The organism is Komagataeibacter melaceti (genome assembly GCF_003403295.1).
GTDB classification, from domain to species: Bacteria; Pseudomonadota; Alphaproteobacteria; order Acetobacterales; family Acetobacteraceae; genus Komagataeibacter; species Komagataeibacter melaceti.
The window spans coordinates 1-20,458 of the sequence record NZ_QUWV01000089.1; the positions used below are offsets into that span (position 1 = coordinate 1).

A 20,458-nucleotide genomic window follows, 5' to 3' on the forward strand; every position below is an offset into this window, starting at 1 on the left:
GCCCCTGTATGGCCCCCGGCCGCACCGGCTCCCCGCCATTGCCGGGGTTCCACCCCTGCCCGCCCAACGCCCGGCAGGCTGTGCGTTCGGGCCGCGCTGCGCATATGTTCATGAAAGCTGTCGGCTCCGGCCGCCGCCGCTGGTCACGGTTGCAACCGGGCAGGATGCCGCCTGCGTCCTGCCAGCCGAGGGCACGCCCCTGCCGCCGCGCGCCATGCGGGAGCCATAACCATGAACACGAACACGCCCTCCGCCGCACCCGTGCCTGCCCTGCTTGCGCTGGACGGGCTGCGCAAGGCCTATCGCCTGCCCCATGGCCGGACGCTGAAGGCGGTGGATGGGATCTCGCTGCACGTCATGCCCGGGGAGGTGCTGGGGCTGGTGGGGGAATCCGGCTGCGGCAAATCCACGCTCGGGCGCTGCATGCTGCGCCTGACCGATATATCCGCCGGGCGGATCAGCTTTGAAGGCCGCGACATAACCCGCCTGCGTGAACGGGCGCTGCGTCCGTTACGCCCGCGCATGCAGATGGTGTTTCAGGATTCCAGCGCATCACTCAACCCCCGGCGGCGCATTGGCGACATACTGGCCGAACCGTTGCACGTCCATCCAGATGCACATGGGCGCAGGCGGTCCGCGGCGGTGGTCCGTGACCGGGTTCACGAGCTTATGGAACTGGTGGGCCTGCCGGTTGAGGCGCTGGGGCGTTACGCGCATGAATTTTCCGGCGGCCAGCGCCAGCGCATCAATATCGCACGCGCGCTGGCGCTGTCCCCCCGGCTGGTCGTGGCCGATGAGCCGGTTTCGGCGCTGGATGTGTCCATTCAGGCCCAGATCGTCAATCTCTTTGCCGACCTGCGCGAACGGCTCGGGCTGACCTATGTGTTCGTGGCCCATGACCTGGCGGTGGTGCGCCAGATCTCGAACCGTGTGGCGGTCATGTATCTGGGCGTGATTGTCGAACTGGGGGAAACCGACAGCGTGCTGCACCATCCCGCCCACCCCTATACGGCGGCGCTGACGGCGGCTGTTCCCCGCCCCGTGGTCGGGGCCAGCCATGCTACGGCATTGCGCGGCGATGTGCCCAGCCCGGTTGAGCGCATGGCGGGCTGCCGCTTCCATACCCGCTGCCCGCATGCACGCGATCGCTGCCGTGCGGAAGAACCCGTGCTGCGCCCCATCCGGGCGGGGCATGAGGTGGCATGCCATTTCCCGCTGGCGGATGACTGAAAAGCCGCCCGCGCCAGACGCGGCTACGGTCTGGCGGCAAAACCATCCGCCAGCCACTGCTGCATCAGGCCGTAAGACCGGGCGGCGGCCTGCGGGTCGTAGCGGCACAGGCCGGTGGGGGCCGTGGCTTCCGTCTCGGTAAAGCAGTGGACCGCGTGGCCGATGACAACGAACTGCCACGGGGCGGGACTGGCGCGCATTTCCTGTGTGAAACCGCTGAACTGGGGGGATGTGGTTTCATCATCCGCCCCGTTCATGGCCAGAACACTGGCACGGATGTTGTGCGCCAGCGCCGGGTTATCGGTACCGAGATTGCCGTGGAAGGAGACCACGGCCGACACATCCGCCCCGCTGCGCGCAAGATCGAGCACGGCTGCACCCCCGAAACAGAAACCGATCGCGGCAAGATGTGACACGTCAACCGGAGCCTGCGCGGCCTGCGCCCTGAACTGCCCGAGCGCGAAAGTGACACGACGGCGCATGAGTGCTCGGTCCGCCAGCAGCGGCCTGACCGCATCACGGGCCTGTTCGGTATTCCGGGGCCGTACGGTCGCGCCGTACATGTCCGTAAGCAGGATGACATAGCGCTGGCCAGCTATCCGCTCGGCCTTGCGGATGGCGTTTTCATTCACCCCGAACCATGCCGGGACCATAAGCAGGCCGGGCCGCCTTGTGGCCACCGCATCATCATACACCAGCACGCTGGCAAAGGGCGTGCCCTCAAATGTCCATGAAACAGGTTTCGCCACCATCCGCGCCTGCGCCGCGTGGGCGATAAACAGCCCCGCCAGCAGTCCAGTCGGCAGGACAACACGCGATACGGAACGCCGTAGGGAAAACAGGATAGGCATCACGCGTCTCCATTAAGAATAAAATTACGTATTTACACAATATGGTGCAGCCGGGCCGTCAGTTTCCCGCCCGGTTCATGCAATCGCAACCATTTTCACTGGTCCATGTCGGAACCTGTGCGCACACGAAACTTTTAACCTGCGGGGTATGTACCGTTTTGCGGGTCATGGGGGAACTGATACAACCGCCCCAAGAGTGAAGTGACCGGAGCTGACTTTGATGAACGAAACATTCTGGCGCGAGAAATGGCAGCGCAATGAGATCGGGTTTCACGAACTCCAGCCCAACCCGCTGCTGACCCGCCACCTGCCCACGCTTGGCCTGCCGGAAGGGGCGCGTATTTTCCTGCCGCTATGCGGGAAAAGCCTCGATATCCACTGGCTGCTGGAACAGGGGTTTGAAGTTGCCGGAATTGAACTGAGCGAACTGGCCGTCAGGCAGCTCTTTGACGAACTGGGGGTCACGCCCCGCATCTCGGAAGAAGGGCCGCTGCGGCGTTACGAGGCGGATGACCTGTGCATCTTCGTGGGCAACATCTTTGACCTGACATCCGACATGCTCGGCCCGGTCGATGCCGTATATGACCGCGCCGCCCTGATCGCCCTGCCCGAGGACATGCGCGCCGCCTATGCGGCCCACGTCATGGCCATAACGGATGCGGCCCCCACCCTGCTCGTGTGCCTGGAATATGACCAGTCGGCACGGCCGGGACCGCCCTTTTCGGTCAGTGATGCCGAGGTGCGACAGTATTACAACGACCGGTTCCACCTGACCTGCATCGAAAAACCGACGCTGGAGGGCGGGCTGAAGGGCGTATGCCCCGCATCGGAAATCGTATGGATCATGGAACCACGCGACAGCGCGGCCTGAGGCGCTGATACCCGCCACACGCACCATGGCGGGAATCCATGGCGGTTTTTCGCCCTGACATTTACGCCAGCCTGCGCATGACCTCTGGATGAACCCCGCCGGATATGGCCTACTGCAGGCAATGGGCAGGCTCCCGCCCCGTTTCCCCCAGTTCCGGTTCCTTCCAGATCAACATGAACTCCCGCCCAGGCACCCCGTCCGCACAGCCGCGTTATTCCCCCATGATCGCGCTGATCATGGCGGCCACATCGTTCATGCAGAACCTTGATGGTGCGATCATCAATACATCCCTGCCGCAGATGGCCCGCTCCTTTGGCGTGAGCAGCATCGACCTGTCTATGGGGATTACGGCCTACATGCTGGCCTCGGCAGCACTTTCGCCACTCTCGGGCTGGCTGTCGCAACGGATCGGGGAGCGCAGGGTGCTGCTTGTCTCCGTTATCGCCTTCACGCTTGCTTCCGTGTGGTGCGGGCTGGCGCCGGGGCTGGGCATGTTCGTGCTGGCGCGGATCGCACAGGGGCTGGCGGGCGCCATGATGATGCCCGTGGGCATGTCGGTCGTATTACGCCACACGCCCAAGGCCGCCCTCATGCGTGCGCAGGCAGTCACCGTATGGCCGGGGCTGCTAGCCCCCATCATTGGCCCGGTGCTGGGCGGGTTCATTACCCAGACACTCGACTGGCGGTGGAATTTCTGGCTCAACCTGCCCATCGGGCTGGCAGGCGCACTCGCGATCCTGCGCTTTGTCCCGCAGGAGGAAAAATCCGCCCCCGCCCCCATGGACTTTACCGGGTTTTCCCTCTGCGCCGTGGCGCTGACCACGCTGCTGGCCGGTTTCCAGCGCGCGGCGGAACAGGGCACGGGGCGCGAAATCGCCTTCGGGCTGATCATATGCGGCCTTGTTACAGGGTGGGCCGCCGTGCGGCACCTCAGGCGGCACCCCACGCCCATCCTGTCGCTGGCGCCGCTGCGCCGCCCCAGCCTGCGTTATGTCGTGCTGTATCCGGGCATCCTGTTCCGCACGCTGTTCTCGGCCATGCCGTTCCTGCTGCCGCTGCTGTTCCAGCTTGGCTTTGGGCTACGGCCTGCTGCTGCTGGCGGCTGGGTTCTGGTCTATTTCTGCAGCAACCTTGGGCTCAAGCCCTTTACCAGCGCCATCCTGCGCCGGTTCGGCTTTCGTAACGTGCTGCTCATCAACGGGGTGCTGGTCACGTTCTCGCTGCTGGCATGCGGTTTTGCCGCGCCGGATACGAATGTGGCGCTGCTGGTCATGATACTGGTCTTTGCCGGGGCCACACGCTCCATGCAACTGACCAGCCTTTCAACCGTCGCCTTTGCCGATATTACGGCCAGTGAACGCCGCGCGGCATCGGGTATCCTGTCCATCCTGCAACAGGCGGCATCAGCCGCCGGGGTGGCGTGCGCGGCGTTCAGCCTCTCGCTCTTTCAGGTTCTGGACCACAGCCCCGGCGTGGGGCTGGCGGAACTGCACGCCACCTTTTTCATCGCGGCCGTGATCGCGGCGGTGGCGGCAGTGGGCTATGTGCGCATGCCCCGCACGCTGGGGCAGGAAATAAGCGGGCACAAAGCGTAACGTAAGGTCAGGATCGTGCGCGGCCCCCTTCCCGCCCGCCCTGCGTCAGGAAGGTGCCCGTGCGCAGGCGGCCTTCGATATCCTCCAGCGTCGTGCCCGCCGTTTCGGGCACACAGGCCCACACGAACACGAAGGATATGACGTTGATGACGCCAAACAGCCAGAACGTGCCCGTCGTGCCCAGCGCGTTGACGAGGGAAAGGGTCACGAGCGAGACAAGCGTATCGGACAGCCAGACCGTCGCGCTGGCCAGCCCCATCGCCTTGCTGCGGACCTGAAGGGGAAACACTTCCGACGCGATAAGCCAGACCGCAACCGACAGTGACCCGAAATTGAAGAAGATGTAGCCCAGCAGCGACGCCACCATCAGCACCATCCGCACGCCCGCAACCGGTGCAGAGCTGAGGAAGACCGCCCCCAGTATGAACAGTGACAGCGCCGCGAACGGCAGCATCCACAGCAGCATCCGCCTGCGGCCCACACGGTCGATCAGTGCGATGCCCATGACCGTGGTGATGGTGGAGGTCACCCCCACCAGCACCGACGTAAGCAGCGCCGTGGAATGGCCAAGCCCGGTCTGTGACAGGATGATGGGCGCGTAATAGACAATGACATTCGGCCCCGAAAGCTGCGACAGGGCGGCAATGCCCAGCGCCGCGACCAGCGCGGGCCGGAGCCATGCCTGCCGCAGCGCGCTCCACCGTGTGTCGGCGCCGCCTGCGTCTTCCCCCTCCACGCACAGGACCGCATCCAGTTCCTGCCGCACGGGGTCATGGTGCCCGCGCAGGCGGTACAGGATGGCGATGGCGCGCACTTCCTGCTCCCTGTGCAGCAGCCAGCGCGGGCTTTCGGGCAGGAACAGCATGCCTACAGCCAGCAGCACCGCAGGCACCGCCCCCAGCATGAACATCGCCCGCCAGCAGTCCGGCGGCCCCGCCAGTTCATAACCGACAAAAAAGGCCACCAGCAGCCCGAGCGAGAACACCATCTGGAACAGGGAAACAAGGCTGCCCCGCCGTTCCGCCGGGGCGAGTTCGGCCACATAGACTGGCACGATCTGGGTTGTCGCCCCGATCGCAACCCCCAAGAACAGGCGCGCGATGATCAGCACCGTTTCATCGGGCGCAAGCCCACAACCAAAGGATGCAAGGATAAATACAACCGATGCGAGCATGATGGCCGGGCGGCGGCCATAGCGGTCCGATACCGGGCCGCTGATCACCGCCCCCGCCACGGCCCCGAGGTTGAGGGCGGCGGCCACCCATTCCTGCCCGTTGGTGGAGAGCGAGAAGCTCTGCGTCACATAAATCAGCGCGGAGGCAATGATGCCGGTATCATACCCGAACAGAAGCCCCCCCACCGCCGCGACGGCAGCGGCAATGCCGACATAACGGCGCGCCTCCACCCGCCTGTCATCCAGATGGGCGAACTGGGGCAGGACCTCCATCACGCGCTGCCGTATCCGGTGGCGTGAGGCGGCCTGGGTGCCGCTGATGGTGGAAGCGGTTGTCATATCCAGCCTTCCCTTTCGTGCCGGTCCCGCCGGATTCAGGCCGGGACTTCAAAAATCTCCTGCAACGTGCGCTGCATCACGCCCGCATCGAGCTTTTTGCCCAGCCAGAGTTCGACACCGATCACGCCCTGATTGACCAGCATGCCCAGCCCGTCGAGCACCGTGCAGCCACGCGCCTTTGCCGTGCGCAGCAGGTGCGTCATGGGGGGATTGGGGATGACATCGGCCACGACCAGCCCGCTGCGCAGGGTATCAAGGTTGACCGGTGGCAGGGCATTACCATCCCCCAGCCCGATGGAGGTCGCGTTGATGAGGATATCGGCCCCCTCGGGCACCGCGACCGGGCCAGTCCACGCCATGGCCTCCGCCGCGCAGGGCGTATTGTCACGCACCAGCGCCGCCACATTTTCAGCCCGCGCGACATCCCGGTTCACGATGGTCAGGTGCGCCGCACCGGCCAGCCCCAGTTCAACCGCAATGGCCCGCGCGGCCCCGCCAGCACCCAGCACCACCACCTTCCTGCCCGACGGGTCGGTCACACCCTTAAGCGATGCGAGGAAGCCCTTGCCATCGGTATTGTCACCCACCAGCCTGCCATCACGGATGGAGACACAGTTCACCGCGCCGATGATCCGCGCGGAGTCCGCCACTTCATCAAGGTATTCAATCACCGCGACCTTGTGCGGCAGGGAGCAGTTGAAGCCAACCCACTCCATTGCCACAGCGCCCGCCACGGCCTGCGCCAGATGTTCGGCCTTCACATCGCAATTGATGTAGCGGGCGTCCAGCCCGGCATGGCGGTAGGCGGCCTCGACCATCGCGACTGTCGGGTTATCGGCGCAGGGCGTCGAGAACGAGCCGGTCAGAATACTGCGAAAATTCCTGTCACCCATGCGCTTACTCCCGCGTGCCATGCCGATGTATGATTATTGCATAGCTATGCACAGCTATGGGGCCGCCAAACAATGGCGGAACAGGTCACGTTTATATGAGCCGCGCCGTACTGCGCCGCGTTACCAGCCGCGCATCCACCACGCGGGTGCGCGATACCGGGCCACCATCCGGCCCCAGCGCCGCATCCAGCAGTTGCGTCGCGGCATCGACAAGGCAGTCCACCTGCTGGTCAAAGCTGGTCAGGCCATAAGCATGCCAGCCCGCCTGCGGGATATTGTCATAACCCATCATCACCACATTATCGGGGCAGTTCAGACTCCCGTGCTGACGCAGGGCATCCATCGCCCCGCAGGCCATAAGGTCATTGCTGCTGAACAGCCCGTCCGGGCGTTCGCCCCGCGCCAGCAGGCGGCGGATCGCGTCATAGCCGCTTTCGTAACTGTCATCGCCACGCATTTCGAGCACACCGTCGGGCCAGCGCGCGGAATTTGCCCTGACCCCCGCAATAAACCCATGCCCCCGCGCGCGGGACGCCGCGTTGCGCACCGGCCCGGCCAGCCATGCCGGGCGGGTGACGCCACAGCTTTCAAACACCTGCGCGGCCGTAAGACCCGCCGCGTGGTTGTTGGAAACAACGGTGGAAATCCACGGGCCTGTCAGGCGGGAATTGAAACAGATGACCGGTATGGCAAGATCGGACAGCATGCGCGCGGCCCGCTGGCTGCCAATGGCCAGGGCGGTGACGACCGCATCGACACGGTAGCTCAGAAGCTGGTCGAGCGCGCTATCAAGCGTCAGCGCATCATCAACATGCACCAGCAGGATCTGCAGCCCTGCCGCACGCAGCGATGTGGCGAGACATTCCAGCGTGGAGGCATAAAAGGGGTTGGACAGTCCCCCCACCACAACGCCCACCATGCGCGAACGCCCCGAGAGCATAATGGCCGGGATGCGGTTGGGCCGGTAATTCAGCTCCGCCGCCGCCTCCAGCACCTTGCGCCGGGTCTCTGGCGCAATGCTTGCCCCCTGTGAGAAAGCCCGCGACACGGCGGACTGGGACACCCCCGCCCGCCTGGCGACATCCGTTGATGTGACCGGCCGTGTCATGCTGACCTCCCGAACCGATGGGTGCTGCTGCAAGATACAGCCATTTACACCGTCAGGCCGGTCATGGCCACCACGCGGCCCGGATGCGTGCAGCGCGGCCTTGGCCCTGATTGAAAGCTTTTCGTATATTGGCAATCTGTGGCATAGGTAGAATCTGCAAATGCGTCGCATTATTGTTTCAATCTGTAACAGGGACATCCCATGCCCCGGACCACGGCACGCCCCGGCTCCCGCCTTACGCTAAACAGGTTCTACGCCGCGGTTGCTGCCTGCGCGCTTTCCTACCTGACCGCCTATCTGGTGCTGCTTGATTTCATCCGGTGGGCCGGGCCTGACCGGGCCGATGCCGCGGCACTGGGCTATATTGCCGCCACTGCCTGCCTGCCCGTGCTGATCGTGACCGGCTTCGGGGGGCGTGCGTGGCGGCGCGGCCTGCTGGCGGTGGGCGCACTGGGCGTTCTGGCCGCCCTTGGCTGTTTTGCATGATGCGCCAGACGGAACGTGAGGGACCGCGCGAGACCCTGCGCACACGCATGGGCTGGCTGCATGGATGGGTCGGGTTCCTGTGTGGGCTGTGCCTTGCGTGCATTTTTGCCACCGGCACGCTGACGGTATTCGACACGGAACTTACGCGGTGGATGCAGCCCGAAATCAACGTCAATACCTACGTTGCCCCCACCGATACCGCCCTGCGCGAAGCTGCCCGCATCGTGCGCAGCCAGCAGGCACAGGGGATTTCGGCCTTTCTCAACCTGCCCTCGCACCGCTTTCCCGTATTGCAGGTACTGCATTATAATGGCCATGAATTTACAGGGGATATCCTTGACCCACGCAGCGGCGCGCTGATCCAGGCCCGCGAAACGGCAGGGGGGAAATTCTTCTACGATTTCCATTACACCCTGCGCAGCGCGGATATTGGCGGGGTAAGGATCGTTAATATCCTTGGGGTGGGGCTTCTGGTCGCGGTGGTGTCGGGCATCGTGATTCACCTGCGCGCCCTGCTGCCTGATCTGGTCATGCTGCGCCTGTCGGTCCCGCCCCTGCGGTCATGGCTGGACGGGCATCTTCTGGCCGGGGTCCTGTTCCTGCCCTTCATGATCATGTGCGCCTATACGGGCGTACTGGTGCATGCCGACCGGCTGTTTCCCGCGCAATCCGCTGCCGCCCACCATCACGGCGGGCCGGGGCATCACGGCCACGGTCACGGCCAGCCACCGCCCGACGCAGCGGCCCTGCTGCCGGTGCCGCCACTGGGGCCGCTGCTGGCACAGGCGCGCGAGAACATGCAGGGGCGGGATTGTGGTTTCATCCTGTTTGCGGCTGACCGCATCACCATCTCGGCCAGTGACGCAGCTGGTCCGTATATGAGCCGTGACCATGTGGATTTCAGCCTGCCCGATGGCCGCCTGCTGGCAACCACGCTCAATCAGGGCAGGGTCGCCACCACCATGCAGCTTGTGCGCGGGCTGCATTACGCGCGCTTTGCCCCGCCCGGGCTGCGCTGGCTGTATTTCATCTCCGGCATGGCGGGTACGGCCGTCATCACAACCGGGCTGGTGGTGTTCCTGATGAAGCGCCGTCGCAAGTCCGGCCATCTCGTGGCCTTCCGCCTGGCGGAGGGAGTGACCATTTCCGTAACCGCCGGGCTGCCGCTCAGCATGCTTGTGTACCTGTGGGCCAACCGGCTGCTGCCCCCTGCCCTGCCCGGGCGCGATATGTGGGAAATTGACCTGTTCTTCACCGCATGGGGGCTGTGCCTGCTGCATGGGATGGGTCGCGCGCTGACCCGGCATGCGGCATCGGGCTGGCGTGAACAGCTTGGCGGGATCGGGGTGCTGGGGTGCGGGTTACCGCTGCTTGATATCCTGACGGCACCCGGCGCATGGGGTGCGTGCCCCAGTCTCCATGCCGCGGTGGGTGGTGTCAGCCTGCTGGCGGGGTCCGTGGCGCTCTACGCGGCCCGGCGGGTGGGGCGTGTGGCATGAGCATTACCGTTTCCCTGCTGCTGTGGGTCATCTGCCTGTCATGCCATGCGTGGTTGCAGCCGGGGCGCTATGGCCTGCCACCGCCACGGCCCGGTTACCGCCCTGCCCTGTGGGGGACACGCCTGCTTGCGCCCGTGCTCGCACTTCTGGTCACGACGCGCCATGACGCCATTGCCGGAATACTGGTGTGGTGCATGACCGCCTCCCTTGCAGGGCTGGTGGTGGCCTGCGGCCTGTGCTTCGGGCCGCGCATTATCGGAACGGACGGGCGACGGGTGGCGCGGGAAAGACGGCCATGACCCCATTGTTGCGGATGGACACGAACCGGCGGGATGCTTAATCAGGCCGCATGTCTTCCATCACTTCTCCTTCCCCCGCAGTCAGGCTTGGCATTGACTTCGGCACGACCAATACGGTCGTGGTCATGCTGGATGCGCACGGGCAGCCGCACCCCATGCGCTTTTCCTTTCCCCACCACGCGCCGGTCGAGACCTGCCGCTCATTGCTGTGCCTGTGGCATGAGGAGGCCGGACCCGGCCGCCCGTCGCTGCATGAGGCCATCGGGGCTGCCGCGATTGACGCCTATCTGGAAGATCCGGCGGAAAGCCGGCTGATCATGTCCATGAAGTCCTATCTGGCGCAGTCTTCCTTCCGGCAGACACGGCTGCTGGGCCAGGTCATGACGCTGGAAATGCTGATTGCGCGTTTCCTCACCTGTCTTATGAACACCCTTCAGGTTGATCCGGCCCATGTCAGCGCCACGGTGGGGCGGCCCGTGCAGTTTGCGGGTGAGAGAAGTGACAATGCGTTTGGCGAACAGCGGCTGCGTGACAGTTTCCGCGCCGCCGGGTTCGGGCAGGTCAATGTGGCGCTGGAGCCGGAAGCCGCCGGGTGGCGTTTCGCGCAGCGGCTGACGGAACCGGCCACGGTGCTGGTTGCGGATTTTGGCGGCGGCACGAGCGATTTCTCCATCCTCCGCTTCGACCCGGATGCCCCGCAGGGCACCACGCCGCTTGGATATGCCGGGGTTGGCATTGCCGGGGACCAGCTTGACTACCGGATTATCGACAACGTCATCTCGCCCGAGCTGGGGCGGCATACGACCTATCGGGTCATGGGCGGGCAGCCCCTGCCGGTGCCGGTGGAATGGTACGCAAGCCTTGGCCACTGGCACCGGCTGGCACTGATGCGCACACCGCAGACACTGCGCGCCATTGCCGATGTGGCCCGCACCGCATCCGAACCCGACAGGCTCCATGCGCTGATGAAACTGATTGAAGACCAGCAGGGACAGGCACTCTACCGTGCGGTCGGGGCGGCGAAACGTGCGCTGTCCTCGGCCGATGCGACTGTGCTGGACTACTCCTACGGCAGTCTGGAAATCCACCGTGAAATCACGCGCGCCGAATTCGAAAGCTGGATCGCGCCCGACCTGGCCCGCTTTGACAGCGCGGTGGAAGCCGCACTCGATCGCGCCAGCCTGCCCGCAACGGCGATTGACCGGGTGTTCATGACCGGCGGCACATCATTCGTACCTGCCGTGCGTGACCTGTTTGTCAGGCGGTTCGGGCATGAGCGGGTGGATACGGGGGGCGAGTTCGTATCCGTGGCGGAAGGACTGGCCCTGATGAACGGCTAGGCTGGCCCGGGCGTGAAAACCCGCCCGGACCGCCCTTATACCTGCTGGCTACAGCTTGTTATTCTGTGCGTCATTGCACAGCGTCTTGATGGCTTCATCACCCGTTGCGATGCATTTGGCCATCAGCACCGCCGTATTACCGTTTTTCGGGTCCTGTTTCTTGATGACCCGGATGCGGTAGGCATACATGCCGTCATCACCAAACTGCTGCTGGATGTTTTCATAGACATTCAGCGCCTGCGTGTACTGCTTTTGTGATTCCAGCGTCTCGGCATAGGACTTGGCAATGTCCTCCGTCACGTCAGGCCGCAGGTAGGCCTGATGCAACTGGCCCAGCATCTGGTTCCCCTGCCCCTTTTCCTTGCGGGCCACGTATTCCATGTAAAAATAATATTCGCTGCGCTGCACCGCGCTGCTTTTTATGTCGTGCAGGGCGCGCAATGTGGCGTCGGCACTGGGGGCGTTCTTCTTGTCCAGGGCTTCCGTCTGGAGTGTATTGAGGCTTTTTACATCCGTCAGGAGCTGCCTGACCGGCTGCTGCGCAATAAAGGACCGGAACGGGGCGGCGCGCAGCGTGACCATCTGGTCATCATATTCACGGTTGATGTAATTGCGGGCGTTCTTGAGCCGCTTGCCTCCGCCGGGATGGTCGGCTGCGATATCATGCAGCCCTGACTGTACGTTCCGGCCCAGCCAGCCTATGCCCTGGTTGAAGAAGCCTGTAACCGGATTGCCCGTATTGAGCACGTCCTTGAAAAAATTCCGGTCCATCGCGGCCTGTTTGGCGCGTTCTTCCTGTTCTTTCTGCTTGAAGATTTCCAGAACCTTCAGCGATTCCTCCACCGAATAATTGGCGCGCGCCATAAGGTCGATGGCAAGAGTATCCGCCTCTATTTCCTGCCCACGCTGCCAGATCGGGAAAATATATTCCTGTGTCAGCTGTACAAGGGCGCTGTCCGCAACATAGGCCAGCGCCGCGCCCCCGCCCACGGGCGCATATTTGGCCATATGCGCCATGATGGACATGAGCTGTAGCGCCCCGTTGGTCTTGTCCATCATCTTCTTGGAATGTCGCATGTCCGCCGGGTGGTTCAGCAGGACATGCGCCAGTTCATGCGCCACCACGAACGCCATACAGTCTTCCGACTGGAAACCCGGCGTGGTTGCAAAATAATTCAGGATGCCGGTGGTAAAGACCAGCGTGCCCCCGATGGTCGCGTCACTGGTGAACTGATCATTGGGCTGGATGTAGATATAGATGGGCGGCCGCGCCCCGGACCAGCCCGCCAGCAGGTTGGTGGCTATCTTTTTCAGGTAGGCAACCGTTACGGGCTCGGACAGCACGCCAACCGGGATCTTGTTGTTCGGGTCCAGCAGTTGCGGACCAGGCTGCATGGCGGGGTAGGAAGTGACCGGCGTGATGACGGATATGTACTTACCCTTGGCCGGGACATCCGGCGCGGCCGAAGCCTGCCCGGCCATAAGGGTGCCAGACGCCAGGGCACACAGCGCCAGATGCCTGAATCCACAACGGTATTTCATGCTGTCCTGCCCCGGGATCAGTTGCAGCCGGACGCCAGGCCGGAGGTGGAGCTATCCTCACGGCTGGCGGAAGCGGGACGCAGGAGGCGGCAGTCCCCTTCCGCCGGGAGTTCGACCTTGGCGCTGGTCCCGACCTTGCCCGGCTTGACCATGACAATGCCGCTGTCAGTGCGGATGCGGAGCAGGCCGGTAGCCGGGTCCTCGCCCACCACCGGGTGGTGCAGCAGGGCGGAAGCGGGCATCTTGCCCATCGGCTTATGGTCCGGCCCGAATACCGTTACGGAATCGGAAAATACATCCGTCACCACATTATTCGTGGCCGCATGACCCGGCCGTGCAACACCGGAAACACCTACCATGACAATACCGGCAAACAATGCAGCGTAAAAATAGGACTTCATTTCATTTTTCCTGATGTAATCCAATGTAATTTCCGGGTCATTTCCCATGACCGAGATTCATGAATGTCTTTGTTTTTTCGTACCGGGAATAAACCTTCTGCCACAGAGACGAACTGAAGTTCGATATACTCTGCACCGGGCTGTTATCCTCGTTCACTTCCGGCACCGTGAACCAGAGCAGCGCAAGGCCGATCCAGTCCGTATTGGGCCAGTGAAAAAACAGTTCATTTACACAGAAGGCCACGGCGCTGATGCACAGGACCTGCCGCAGCTTCCTCAGATAGGTCCGTGTCTCGAACTCGATCGGCATAAGCACGATCAGGATGAATACACCCACATACAGACCCACAAGAACCGGAGAGAACATGTGGCGCGATGTCAGGTCAAAGACACAGCAGATGCTACAGAACACGGCCCCCGCCCAGACCTTGGCGTGACGGAGCATGCGGTGGCGTGTGATCATGGCCTGCTTTTGCTGTTCTTCCTGCAGCAGGACTTCCTTTTCAGTTTCCTTCGTGATTCGCGCCGGGGCGGCCGTGGTGGCTGCGGCCTTCCTGCCCATGGCCCTGAAGTGCTTTATGATCAGGGTAAGGCTGAGCGCCATCCATAATACCAGCTCCACCGCCTCCGCCTCATCAAGCGAGAGGTAGCGGCTTTTTATGAAAGCGGGCGCTTCATGGAAATAATGCTCGCCATAGGTCATGAGGTTATCAAACGCCATGGCATGCAACTGCACACCGGGCACCTGCCCGATGGCTGGCGCGATGACCACGTCATGCATGGCGGAAAGGTCGCCCCCGTAAAAGACCGCACGGCCCTGAAGCACGTCCGTATAGGCCCGGTTCGTACGCGGGGATATCCGGTTCAGCAGCGATGCATCCATGGTGACAGGGTAAAAACAGGCATTTTCCCTGGGCGGGGTCCACTTCCCCCTTAGCGCATGCAGCCCGGTCTTGGCTGCGCGGGACAGGCGGGACCCGCCGTCCGCCGTTGCGTCCTTACATCCGCCCGAACTGTCGAAAACCTGCTTCTGGGCGGGATCGACATACACGCCCCAACGCACGAAGGCCGGTTCCTCGAATGCTTCATTCACGTGGCACAGGCTGCTCCATTTACCGGCGCACAGCGCTGAATACATGGCGAATGCAGCCGTCGGGGCAGTTTCCTCACTGCCCGGCACTTCCACATGCAGGGGGTACATGCCCGGTTTTTCATCCGTCCAGCCGGAATAGACCTGATACGGCGTCAGCGGCGCGGGCAGCATGCTGGTCGGGTCACCGGGGATGCCGTGCACGAAAAAGATCGGCACGTTCATCTCGCGCGCCTGCGCCAGCACGCCATCAAACTCATGCAGGTTATCGTTCTGCCGCTCACCGTTGAAGTAGATGTCAACCAGGATCGCGGCCGGTTTGGCATCCAGTATCTGCTTGAGCATGTAAGCATGGTGATGATAGGAAATCGGCCATGTCTCCCCGAAGTAAAGCAGGGAATCATCCGATATTTCCACAACCGCAACATGTGACTGGGAACGCCCGGACGAACCGTAGCCATAAAACGGTTCCGTAATGGCGGAGAAGAACAGGCCCGATGCCGATTTGGTCGCGCTTTCCAGTCCTACGGGGTCGATATACTTGAAAACCACCCAGTACATGAAGAAGAGAAGCAGCAGCCCCACGCCCCGCAGGCCCAGCCAGGCGTACCAGGCATAACGCCGCTTGGACAGCCTACCCCGATGCCAGAGTTTGGGAACATCATCCTGGCCGGTTGCCTTCATAGTCGGGTATGCTTCTCACGCTTAAATTAGACCATCCATTTCGCAATTCTTTGTCATCGAAAAACAGGCAGGTCAACAGAAAAGAAACAATCCGTAACTACCATATATCCCGCCCGCAACCTGCCCGGCCGGTGGCTGTCTATTCAGGGCCACCGGGCAGCCAGCCGGCGCGCGGGCAGGTTTTCAGAACCAGCTCCGCACGCCAAAGCTGAACCTGAGCGAGCCGGTTTCCTCATGCTGGTCATGCACGATCCGCCGCGCCTGTGTCAGGTACCCGGAATAGGTCACGGCCACGTAGGGCGCGAATTTCCGCCATATTTCATAACGCAGGCGCAACCCCGTATCGACATCGGACAGCCCGGCGCCCACCTGCCGGGCAGGGTCGGATTTGGTATAGAGATTGAATTCCGCCTGTGGCTGCAGGATCAGCCGGTTGGTCAGCAGGAAATCGTATGACCCTTCAAGCCGGGACGCAAACCGCCCCCTGTCACTGACATAGGCCGTGGCCTGTACCTCGAACTGGTACAGCGCCAGCCCCTGCACGCCCAGCGCGCCCCATGTGCGGGTTGGCCCATCGTCAATATCCGCCCGGACCCCGCCCTGCACATTGAAATAGGGCGAGACCGCGCGGCTGTAGAGCAGTTCATGATCCCCGTCATGCAAACGGCCGCGTTCCAGCGTGCCTTCGGTCTTGAGCCAGACGCGGTTGTAATCCGTGCCGTACCATGCCTCGCCATCCCACCGGAAATCCGAACCACCGGGGTCGTAACGTCCCTCCAGCTGGTCAAGGATGCCGTGAAAATAGCTGGCCTGATCCATGACGGGCCGCATGCCGCCCAGATAGGCAACAGGCGTGGACGAAGGGGCATCGGCCGCATGGTAGGTGGTGCTGCCCGGCTGCGCATGCGCCGCCTGCCCCGTGCCTGCCAGCAGAAGCAGCGCCAGAAAGAATACCCGCCTCATGACACGATCACCGTGCGGAACATGCCCAGCTCCATATGGAGCATGAGATGGCAGTGATAGGCCCACATGCCCGGCACATCGGCCGTGACCAGATAGTTCATGCGCGACCCCGGCTGGGAGATGAGCGTATGCTTGTAGGGACGGTACGCGCCCTGCCCGTTTTCCAGTTCACTCCACAGGCCGTGCAGGTGGATGGGGTGCTCCATCATCGTGTCGTTGATGAGGGTGAAGCGCACGCGTTCGTTCCGGCGCAGGCGGATTGGTCCCGATTCAGAAAATTTCCGCCCGTTGAAGCCCCATATGTACCGCTCCATGTTGCCAGTCAGGTGCAGGATGATCTCCCGCGTGGGCGGGCGCTGGTCCACGCCGGGACGAAGCGCGCGAAGCTGGCGGTAATTCAGCACCCTGCGCCCATTATGCTCCAGCCCGTCGCCGGGGCTGCCAAGCCGGTCCACCGGCATTTTCGCGACATTCTGGTTTTCAACATTCAGGGGCGGCGGGCCGGGGTCATCCACCTCCATTGGCGGGGTATCCGCATGGGCCATGTGGCTCATGTCCATATCCCCCATGTCCATGCCCGCCATGTCATCATCGGGTTTCATGTCGGACATATCCATGCCCTTCATGCTTTCACCCGGCTTCATGTCACCCATGCCCATGTCGATCATGGTGCGGACGGGGCGCGGATCCATGGGCGGGACGGGCGCGACCATGCCCGCACGCGGGGCAAGCGTGCCGCGCGCGTGGCCCGTGCGGTCCTCGCTCTGGGCGAAAATGCTGTAGGCCCGGTCCTCCTTCGGCTGGATGATCACGTCATAGGTTTCAGCCACGCCAATGCGGAATTCATCCACCGGCACCGGCTCGATGTCGTTGCCATCGGCCTGCACCACCAGCATTTCAAGGCCGGGGATACGGACATCAAAAAACGTCATGGACGAGCCGTTGATGAACCGCAGGCGCACCCTTTCACCGGGGCGGAACAGGCCGGTCCAGTTCATGTCCGGCGCATGGCCATTAAGCAGGTAGGTGTAGATGATGCCCGTAACATCCGCGATGTCGGTCGCGGCCATACGCATGCGCGACCAGGCCAGGCGGTCCCTGAGTGCCGCCATGGCGCTCCCGGCGGCACGCGCCTCACGCGGGAAGGAAGCGGCCGTGCGCTGGCGGAAGACGTAATAGTCATCCTGCATCTTGAGGTTGCTCATGATGTCCATGGGAGACACATCGGTCCATTCGGACAGCAGGATGACATAATCCCGCTCACACGCATTGGGGTCCGGCCGTGGCGGGTCGATTACGATGCCGCCGTAGAGGCCCTGTGCCTCCTGCATGCCGGAATGGCTGTGATACCAGTAGGTTCCGCTCTGGCTGACAGGAAAGCGGTAGGTAAATGTCTCCCCGGGCGGGATGCCGGTAAAACTCAGGCCCGGCACGCCATCCATGTTCGCGGGCAGGCGGATGCCGTGCCAGTGGATGGAGGTATCTTCATCACGCAGGGCGTTGGTGACGTTGATGGTGACCGTATCCCCCTGCCGCCAGCGCAGGATGGGACCGGGAACACTTCCCTCCATACAGGCCGGATGCAGGACCTTGCGGTCAATTTCCACGCGGTTTCGGCTGACAGTCATGTTCCACACCGCGCTGGACGCGGGTGGCACCATGCCGGATATGGCCCGGCTGGCCCGCGCGGGGCGGGACAGTGCGGCCATCATGCCCCCGGCCCCAAGGCCCGTGACAAAACGGCGACGTGTCAGGCCGCCCCGGATACGAGACGGTATGAACATATGAAAAACCCGGAAAAATCAAGCTGGTACAGACGCCATCCGACAGCAGGACAGCGTGGCGCGACAGGGCGCTATGGCCCCTCAGCTATTCCGGGATTTGGGTGGGCGCAGGGGCGGCAGCCAGTCCCCCCCGACAGGACGCAACTGAGCGGGAAAGATGAAGGCATGCCGGTTCACGCCCGGCGGCTGGTCCACCATATGGACCGGCGCTGGAAATGACAGGTCGGACACGCATGCGTGGATATGGCAGCATGGTTCCTGATGACGGGCGTGATGATGCGTATGTTCCATCGGCATGGCATGTGGGGACGACGAGCAATGCCCCCCTGCCATGTCATCACACCCCGCCATGCTGGCATGGGCATGGGCCTCCTGTGCCGACACGGGGAGGGTACCGACCAGCAACCCGAACTGCATGAGCAGACAGGTGAACAGCACAATCAGTATCCGGCCATGTCTCCTGACCATTCAGGGCTCCCGTGCACAGATGAACCACATGCGGGCATGCCAGCCTTTATACCCGTTGGGGGTATGATTGAAAGCATTTTCTCCCGCAGCGGGCGGTCGGTTCAGACAACGTCGAACCCGGTATCCTCAACCGTGCTGACCAGCCGGGGCACATCGACGGTGGCCGGATCATACTGCACCGTCACCTTGCCCCCTTCCAGCACAACATCCACCGCGGATACGCCGGGCACGGCCTCCAGCGCTGCCTTGAGCTTGCCTGAACACCCACCGCAGGACATGCCTTCAACCGTAAGATGCGCCGTGTCTGACATGGTCCGTTTCCTTTCCTGCGCGCATCCCCTGCCCGGCCCGTGACATCCGGGCCGCCAGCATTCCACAGGGCAAAAATGCGCCGTACGCTCTATTTAGGTACAATCTAGTGCGATCTCACGCCGGGGGATATGCAAATTTCATGTGACCACCCATGGCGGAAGCGTTCAGCGCATCATCTTGCGGATGATGCCCAGCAGTTCCGTAATCTCGGCACTTCCGCCATCTTCCATGATCGCCCTGCGCACACACCCGGTGGCGTGGGTGGAAAGGATCTGGACCGCCACCCCGTCCAGCGCGGATTTCACGGCTGAAATCTGGGTCAGGATATCCACGCAGTAGCGGTCTTCCTCCACCATGTTCAGGACCCCGCCAACCTGCCCCTCGATCCTGCGGATACGGTTGATCAGGGCCTTCTTGTTCGGCTGCTCGACCTTTTTCGTTTCAGCCGCTGGTGGCGGGCAATGGTGACAACTGGCGGCTTCCTGCGCCGACTGTTTGTGTCGTGGCATCCGTTTCACCTTGATCCTGTATGGACCATGGTACCACCGGAACGTGATCGGGAGAAGGGTGCAGGGAAAAACTCCGCGCCGGTCCCCTGCCCCTGATATGTGACATTCCAGCCACAAATGCGCGTGACCGGCTTTTTGACACGGATTCTTATTGAGAAAGACTTGCAAAACGGGTTGACCGAAAAATGGTTGCCCCGTAAATGATAATTAATCTCAATGATACAAATTATTAATTACGTAGGCGCGTGATGCAAGCCATGAGCAGGTCCACCCTCTCCACCCCATTGTGTAAAGACCAGCATTTCAGTAACATGATCCGGTTATGCTGTGGGTCCGGCATGCTCTGCTTCGGGCTGCTGCTTCCGCATTCCGGTCATGCCCAGGCCCCGACCCAGATTGAGGAAGACCGGGCGCGACTGGGCAATTCCACCCCGTTGCTGAACGAAACCGACCCCGCCACATTGCGCGATTCAGAACGCGCACAGGCCGATGCGCAGGAAAAGGCGGCAGGCGATGGCGACAAACTCGACACCAGCGGCAACCTGCTGGGGGACATGGGCGGCGCGCGGCCATGGCTGTACAAGCACGGCATCAGCTTCGACATTCAGGAAGTCGATGAACTGTGGGGCAACGGCACCGGCGGCTCGGCATCGGGCAATGACGGGGCGGCCGGTTCGGGCACCGGGCCTGCCTATGACGGCGTGACCATGCCCACCCTGACCGTCGATACCGAAAAGCTGTTCGGCCTGAAGGGCGGGCTGTTCAATGTCAGTGCGCTGCAGACACGCGGGCGCTCGATCTCGCAGGACCACCTGGCCAACTTCAACCCCGTCAGCGGGTTCGAGGCCGACCGGTCCACCCGCCTGTTCGAGCTGTGGTACCAGCAGTCCTTCCTCGGGGACAAGCTGGACGTGAAGATCGGCCAGCAGGATCTTGATACCGAATTCCTGATCAGCGATTACGCATCGCTCTACCTCAACGCCAATTTCGGCTGGCCCATGGCGCCATCGGTCAACCTGT

Annotated in this window: 21 protein-coding genes; 9 read left to right on the top strand and 12 right to left on the bottom strand. The window is 62.8% G+C overall.

Features of this window, described 5'->3' with window-relative positions; translation table 11 throughout:
- The coding region (locus tag DY926_RS10710) for an oligopeptide/dipeptide ABC transporter ATP-binding protein (protein WP_338034338.1) at nucleotides 1–229 on the top strand (229 nt) is incomplete at its 5' end.
- A gap of 2 nt (nucleotides 230–231) precedes the next feature.
- Nucleotides 232–1,230, top strand: a complete 999-nt coding sequence (locus DY926_RS10715; RefSeq protein ID WP_116703362.1) for an ABC transporter ATP-binding protein — start codon at nucleotides 232–234, stop codon at nucleotides 1,228–1,230.
- A 23-nt stretch (nucleotides 1,231–1,253) separates the two neighbouring features.
- On the opposite strand, the gene DY926_RS10720 is transcribed toward DY926_RS10715, so the two are convergent.
- The gene (locus DY926_RS10720) at nucleotides 1,254–2,081 is read right to left on the bottom strand and encodes a dienelactone hydrolase family protein (protein WP_116703363.1); all 828 of its coding nucleotides are present in this window, start codon (nucleotides 2,079–2,081) and stop codon (nucleotides 1,254–1,256) included.
- A 220-nt stretch (nucleotides 2,082–2,301) separates the two neighbouring features.
- Here DY926_RS10720 and tmpT point away from each other — a divergent pair, with 220 nt between their 5' ends.
- Nucleotides 2,302–2,952, top strand: coding sequence for a thiopurine S-methyltransferase (gene tmpT, locus DY926_RS10725; RefSeq protein WP_116703364.1), 651 nt, complete (start codon nucleotides 2,302–2,304; stop codon nucleotides 2,950–2,952).
- Between the two features lie 173 nt (nucleotides 2,953–3,125).
- Nucleotides 3,126–4,547 carry an MFS transporter gene (locus DY926_RS10730; protein WP_241503166.1) on the top strand — a complete coding sequence of 474 codons (1,422 nt, stop codon included), beginning with the start codon at nucleotides 3,126–3,128 and terminating at the stop codon, nucleotides 4,545–4,547.
- A gap of 7 nt (nucleotides 4,548–4,554) precedes the next feature.
- Here the strand turns inward: DY926_RS10730 and DY926_RS10735 are convergent, their stop codons facing one another.
- The 3 genes from DY926_RS10735 to DY926_RS10745 all read right to left on the bottom strand — a co-directional run bounded on the left by DY926_RS10735 (nucleotide 4,555) and on the right by DY926_RS10745 (nucleotide 8,061).
- Nucleotides 4,555–5,994 (bottom strand): sugar porter family MFS transporter, encoded by a 1,440-nt coding sequence (locus tag DY926_RS10735; RefSeq protein ID WP_116703377.1) that lies wholly within the window; start codon nucleotides 5,992–5,994, stop codon nucleotides 4,555–4,557.
- 101 nt (nucleotides 5,995–6,095) lie between these two features.
- Nucleotides 6,096–6,953: a shikimate dehydrogenase gene (gene aroE / locus DY926_RS10740; RefSeq protein ID WP_116703366.1), complete on the bottom strand. Its 858-nt coding sequence runs from the start codon at nucleotides 6,951–6,953 to the stop codon at nucleotides 6,096–6,098.
- 91 nt (nucleotides 6,954–7,044) lie between these two features.
- Entirely contained in the window at nucleotides 7,045–8,061 is a 1,017-nt protein-coding gene (locus DY926_RS10745; protein ID WP_116703367.1) for a LacI family DNA-binding transcriptional regulator, read from the bottom strand.
- Nucleotides 8,062–8,262: 201 nt separating this feature from the next.
- Here DY926_RS10745 and DY926_RS10750 point away from each other — a divergent pair, with 201 nt between their 5' ends.
- The 4 genes from DY926_RS10750 to DY926_RS10765 are packed head-to-tail and all read left to right on the top strand — an operon-like array spanning nucleotide 8,263 to nucleotide 11,685.
- Nucleotides 8,263–8,547 carry a hypothetical protein gene (locus tag DY926_RS10750; protein ID WP_116703368.1) on the top strand — a complete coding sequence of 95 codons (285 nt, stop codon included), beginning with the start codon at nucleotides 8,263–8,265 and terminating at the stop codon, nucleotides 8,545–8,547.
- Entirely contained in the window at nucleotides 8,544–10,046 is a 1,503-nt protein-coding gene (locus DY926_RS10755) for a PepSY-associated TM helix domain-containing protein (RefSeq protein WP_241503167.1), read from the top strand. Before DY926_RS10750 ends, DY926_RS10755 begins: the two co-directional genes overlap by 4 nt.
- Entirely contained in the window at nucleotides 10,043–10,345 is a 303-nt protein-coding gene (locus DY926_RS10760; RefSeq protein ID WP_116703369.1) for a hypothetical protein, read from the top strand. Before DY926_RS10755 ends, DY926_RS10760 begins: the two co-directional genes overlap by 4 nt.
- Nucleotides 10,346–10,395: 50 nt before the next feature.
- Complete coding sequence (locus tag DY926_RS10765; RefSeq protein ID WP_116703370.1) at nucleotides 10,396–11,685, top strand: Hsp70 family protein; 1,290 nt, start codon at nucleotides 10,396–10,398, stop codon at nucleotides 11,683–11,685.
- 48 nt (nucleotides 11,686–11,733) lie between these two features.
- Here DY926_RS10765 and DY926_RS10770 read toward each other — a convergent pair whose 3' ends face one another.
- The 8 genes from DY926_RS10770 to DY926_RS10805 all read right to left on the bottom strand — a co-directional run bounded on the left by DY926_RS10770 (nucleotide 11,734) and on the right by DY926_RS10805 (nucleotide 19,438).
- Nucleotides 11,734–13,227: a M48 family metallopeptidase gene (locus tag DY926_RS10770; protein WP_116703371.1), complete on the bottom strand. Its 1,494-nt coding sequence runs from the start codon at nucleotides 13,225–13,227 to the stop codon at nucleotides 11,734–11,736.
- Between the two features lie 17 nt (nucleotides 13,228–13,244).
- On the bottom strand, nucleotides 13,245–13,628 hold the full coding sequence (locus tag DY926_RS10775) for a hypothetical protein (RefSeq protein WP_148707758.1): 384 nt from the start codon (nucleotides 13,626–13,628) through the stop codon (nucleotides 13,245–13,247).
- Nucleotides 13,629–13,665: 37 nt separating this feature from the next.
- Nucleotides 13,666–15,402: a CHASE2 domain-containing protein gene (locus tag DY926_RS10780; protein WP_116703373.1), complete on the bottom strand. Its 1,737-nt coding sequence runs from the start codon at nucleotides 15,400–15,402 to the stop codon at nucleotides 13,666–13,668.
- 183 nt (nucleotides 15,403–15,585) lie between these two features.
- Nucleotides 15,586–16,365, bottom strand: a complete 780-nt coding sequence (locus tag DY926_RS10785) for a copper resistance protein B (RefSeq protein WP_186336147.1) — start codon at nucleotides 16,363–16,365, stop codon at nucleotides 15,586–15,588.
- A complete protein-coding gene (locus DY926_RS10790) occupies nucleotides 16,362–18,149 on the bottom strand; it encodes a copper resistance system multicopper oxidase (RefSeq protein WP_116703374.1) in 1,788 nt (595 codons plus the stop codon). The genes DY926_RS10785 and DY926_RS10790 overlap by 4 nt, the downstream gene beginning before the upstream one ends.
- Before the next feature lie 81 nt (nucleotides 18,150–18,230).
- Nucleotides 18,231–18,617 (bottom strand): hypothetical protein, encoded by a 387-nt coding sequence (locus DY926_RS10795; protein WP_148707759.1) that lies wholly within the window; start codon nucleotides 18,615–18,617, stop codon nucleotides 18,231–18,233.
- Nucleotides 18,618–18,718: 101 nt separating this feature from the next.
- Nucleotides 18,719–18,928 carry a heavy-metal-associated domain-containing protein gene (locus tag DY926_RS10800; protein ID WP_186336148.1) on the bottom strand — a complete coding sequence of 70 codons (210 nt, stop codon included), beginning with the start codon at nucleotides 18,926–18,928 and terminating at the stop codon, nucleotides 18,719–18,721.
- Between the two features lie 165 nt (nucleotides 18,929–19,093).
- A complete protein-coding gene (locus DY926_RS10805; protein WP_116703376.1) occupies nucleotides 19,094–19,438 on the bottom strand; it encodes a metal-sensitive transcriptional regulator in 345 nt (114 codons plus the stop codon).
- Between the two features lie 338 nt (nucleotides 19,439–19,776).
- Between DY926_RS10805 and DY926_RS10810 the strand changes: the two genes are divergently transcribed.
- Nucleotides 19,777–20,458, top strand: a 682-nt coding sequence (locus DY926_RS10810; protein WP_241503168.1) for a carbohydrate porin, incomplete at its 3' end; no start/stop codon positions are given.

Bases quoted from the DNA above. Each gene is read 5' to 3' on its own strand.
- DY926_RS10735 (WP_116703377.1), bottom strand. From the start codon at position 5,994: ATGGAGGTCCTGCCCCAGTTCGCCCATCTGGATGACAGGCGGGTGGAG.
- DY926_RS10755 (WP_241503167.1), top strand. From the start codon at position 8,544: ATGATGCGCCAGACGGAACGTGAGGGACCGCGCGAGACCCTGCGCACA.
- DY926_RS10750 (WP_116703368.1), top strand. From the start codon at position 8,263: ATGCCCCGGACCACGGCACGCCCCGGCTCCCGCCTTACGCTAAACAGG.
- DY926_RS10720 (WP_116703363.1), bottom strand. From the start codon at position 2,081: ATGCCTATCCTGTTTTCCCTACGGCGTTCCGTATCGCGTGTTGTCCTG.
- DY926_RS10795 (WP_148707759.1), bottom strand. From the start codon at position 18,617: ATGGTCAGGAGACATGGCCGGATACTGATTGTGCTGTTCACCTGTCTG.
- aroE (WP_116703366.1), bottom strand. From the start codon at position 6,953: ATGGGTGACAGGAATTTTCGCAGTATTCTGACCGGCTCGTTCTCGACG.
- DY926_RS10800 (WP_186336148.1), bottom strand. From the start codon at position 18,928: ATGTCAGACACGGCGCATCTTACGGTTGAAGGCATGTCCTGCGGTGGG.
- DY926_RS10770 (WP_116703371.1), bottom strand. From the start codon at position 13,227: ATGAAATACCGTTGTGGATTCAGGCATCTGGCGCTGTGTGCCCTGGCG.
- DY926_RS10745 (WP_116703367.1), bottom strand. From the start codon at position 8,061: ATGACACGGCCGGTCACATCAACGGATGTCGCCAGGCGGGCGGGGGTG.
- DY926_RS10765 (WP_116703370.1), top strand. From the start codon at position 10,396: ATGTCTTCCATCACTTCTCCTTCCCCCGCAGTCAGGCTTGGCATTGAC.
- DY926_RS10760 (WP_116703369.1), top strand. From the start codon at position 10,043: ATGAGCATTACCGTTTCCCTGCTGCTGTGGGTCATCTGCCTGTCATGC.
- DY926_RS10730 (WP_241503166.1), top strand. From the start codon at position 3,126: ATGAACTCCCGCCCAGGCACCCCGTCCGCACAGCCGCGTTATTCCCCC.
- tmpT (WP_116703364.1), top strand. From the start codon at position 2,302: ATGAACGAAACATTCTGGCGCGAGAAATGGCAGCGCAATGAGATCGGG.
- DY926_RS10715 (WP_116703362.1), top strand. From the start codon at position 232: ATGAACACGAACACGCCCTCCGCCGCACCCGTGCCTGCCCTGCTTGCG.
- DY926_RS10805 (WP_116703376.1), bottom strand. From the start codon at position 19,438: ATGCCACGACACAAACAGTCGGCGCAGGAAGCCGCCAGTTGTCACCAT.
- DY926_RS10785 (WP_186336147.1), bottom strand. From the start codon at position 16,365: ATGAGGCGGGTATTCTTTCTGGCGCTGCTTCTGCTGGCAGGCACGGGG.
- DY926_RS10780 (WP_116703373.1), bottom strand. From the start codon at position 15,402: ATGAAGGCAACCGGCCAGGATGATGTTCCCAAACTCTGGCATCGGGGT.
- DY926_RS10790 (WP_116703374.1), bottom strand. From the start codon at position 18,149: ATGTTCATACCGTCTCGTATCCGGGGCGGCCTGACACGTCGCCGTTTT.
- DY926_RS10775 (WP_148707758.1), bottom strand. From the start codon at position 13,628: ATGAAGTCCTATTTTTACGCTGCATTGTTTGCCGGTATTGTCATGGTA.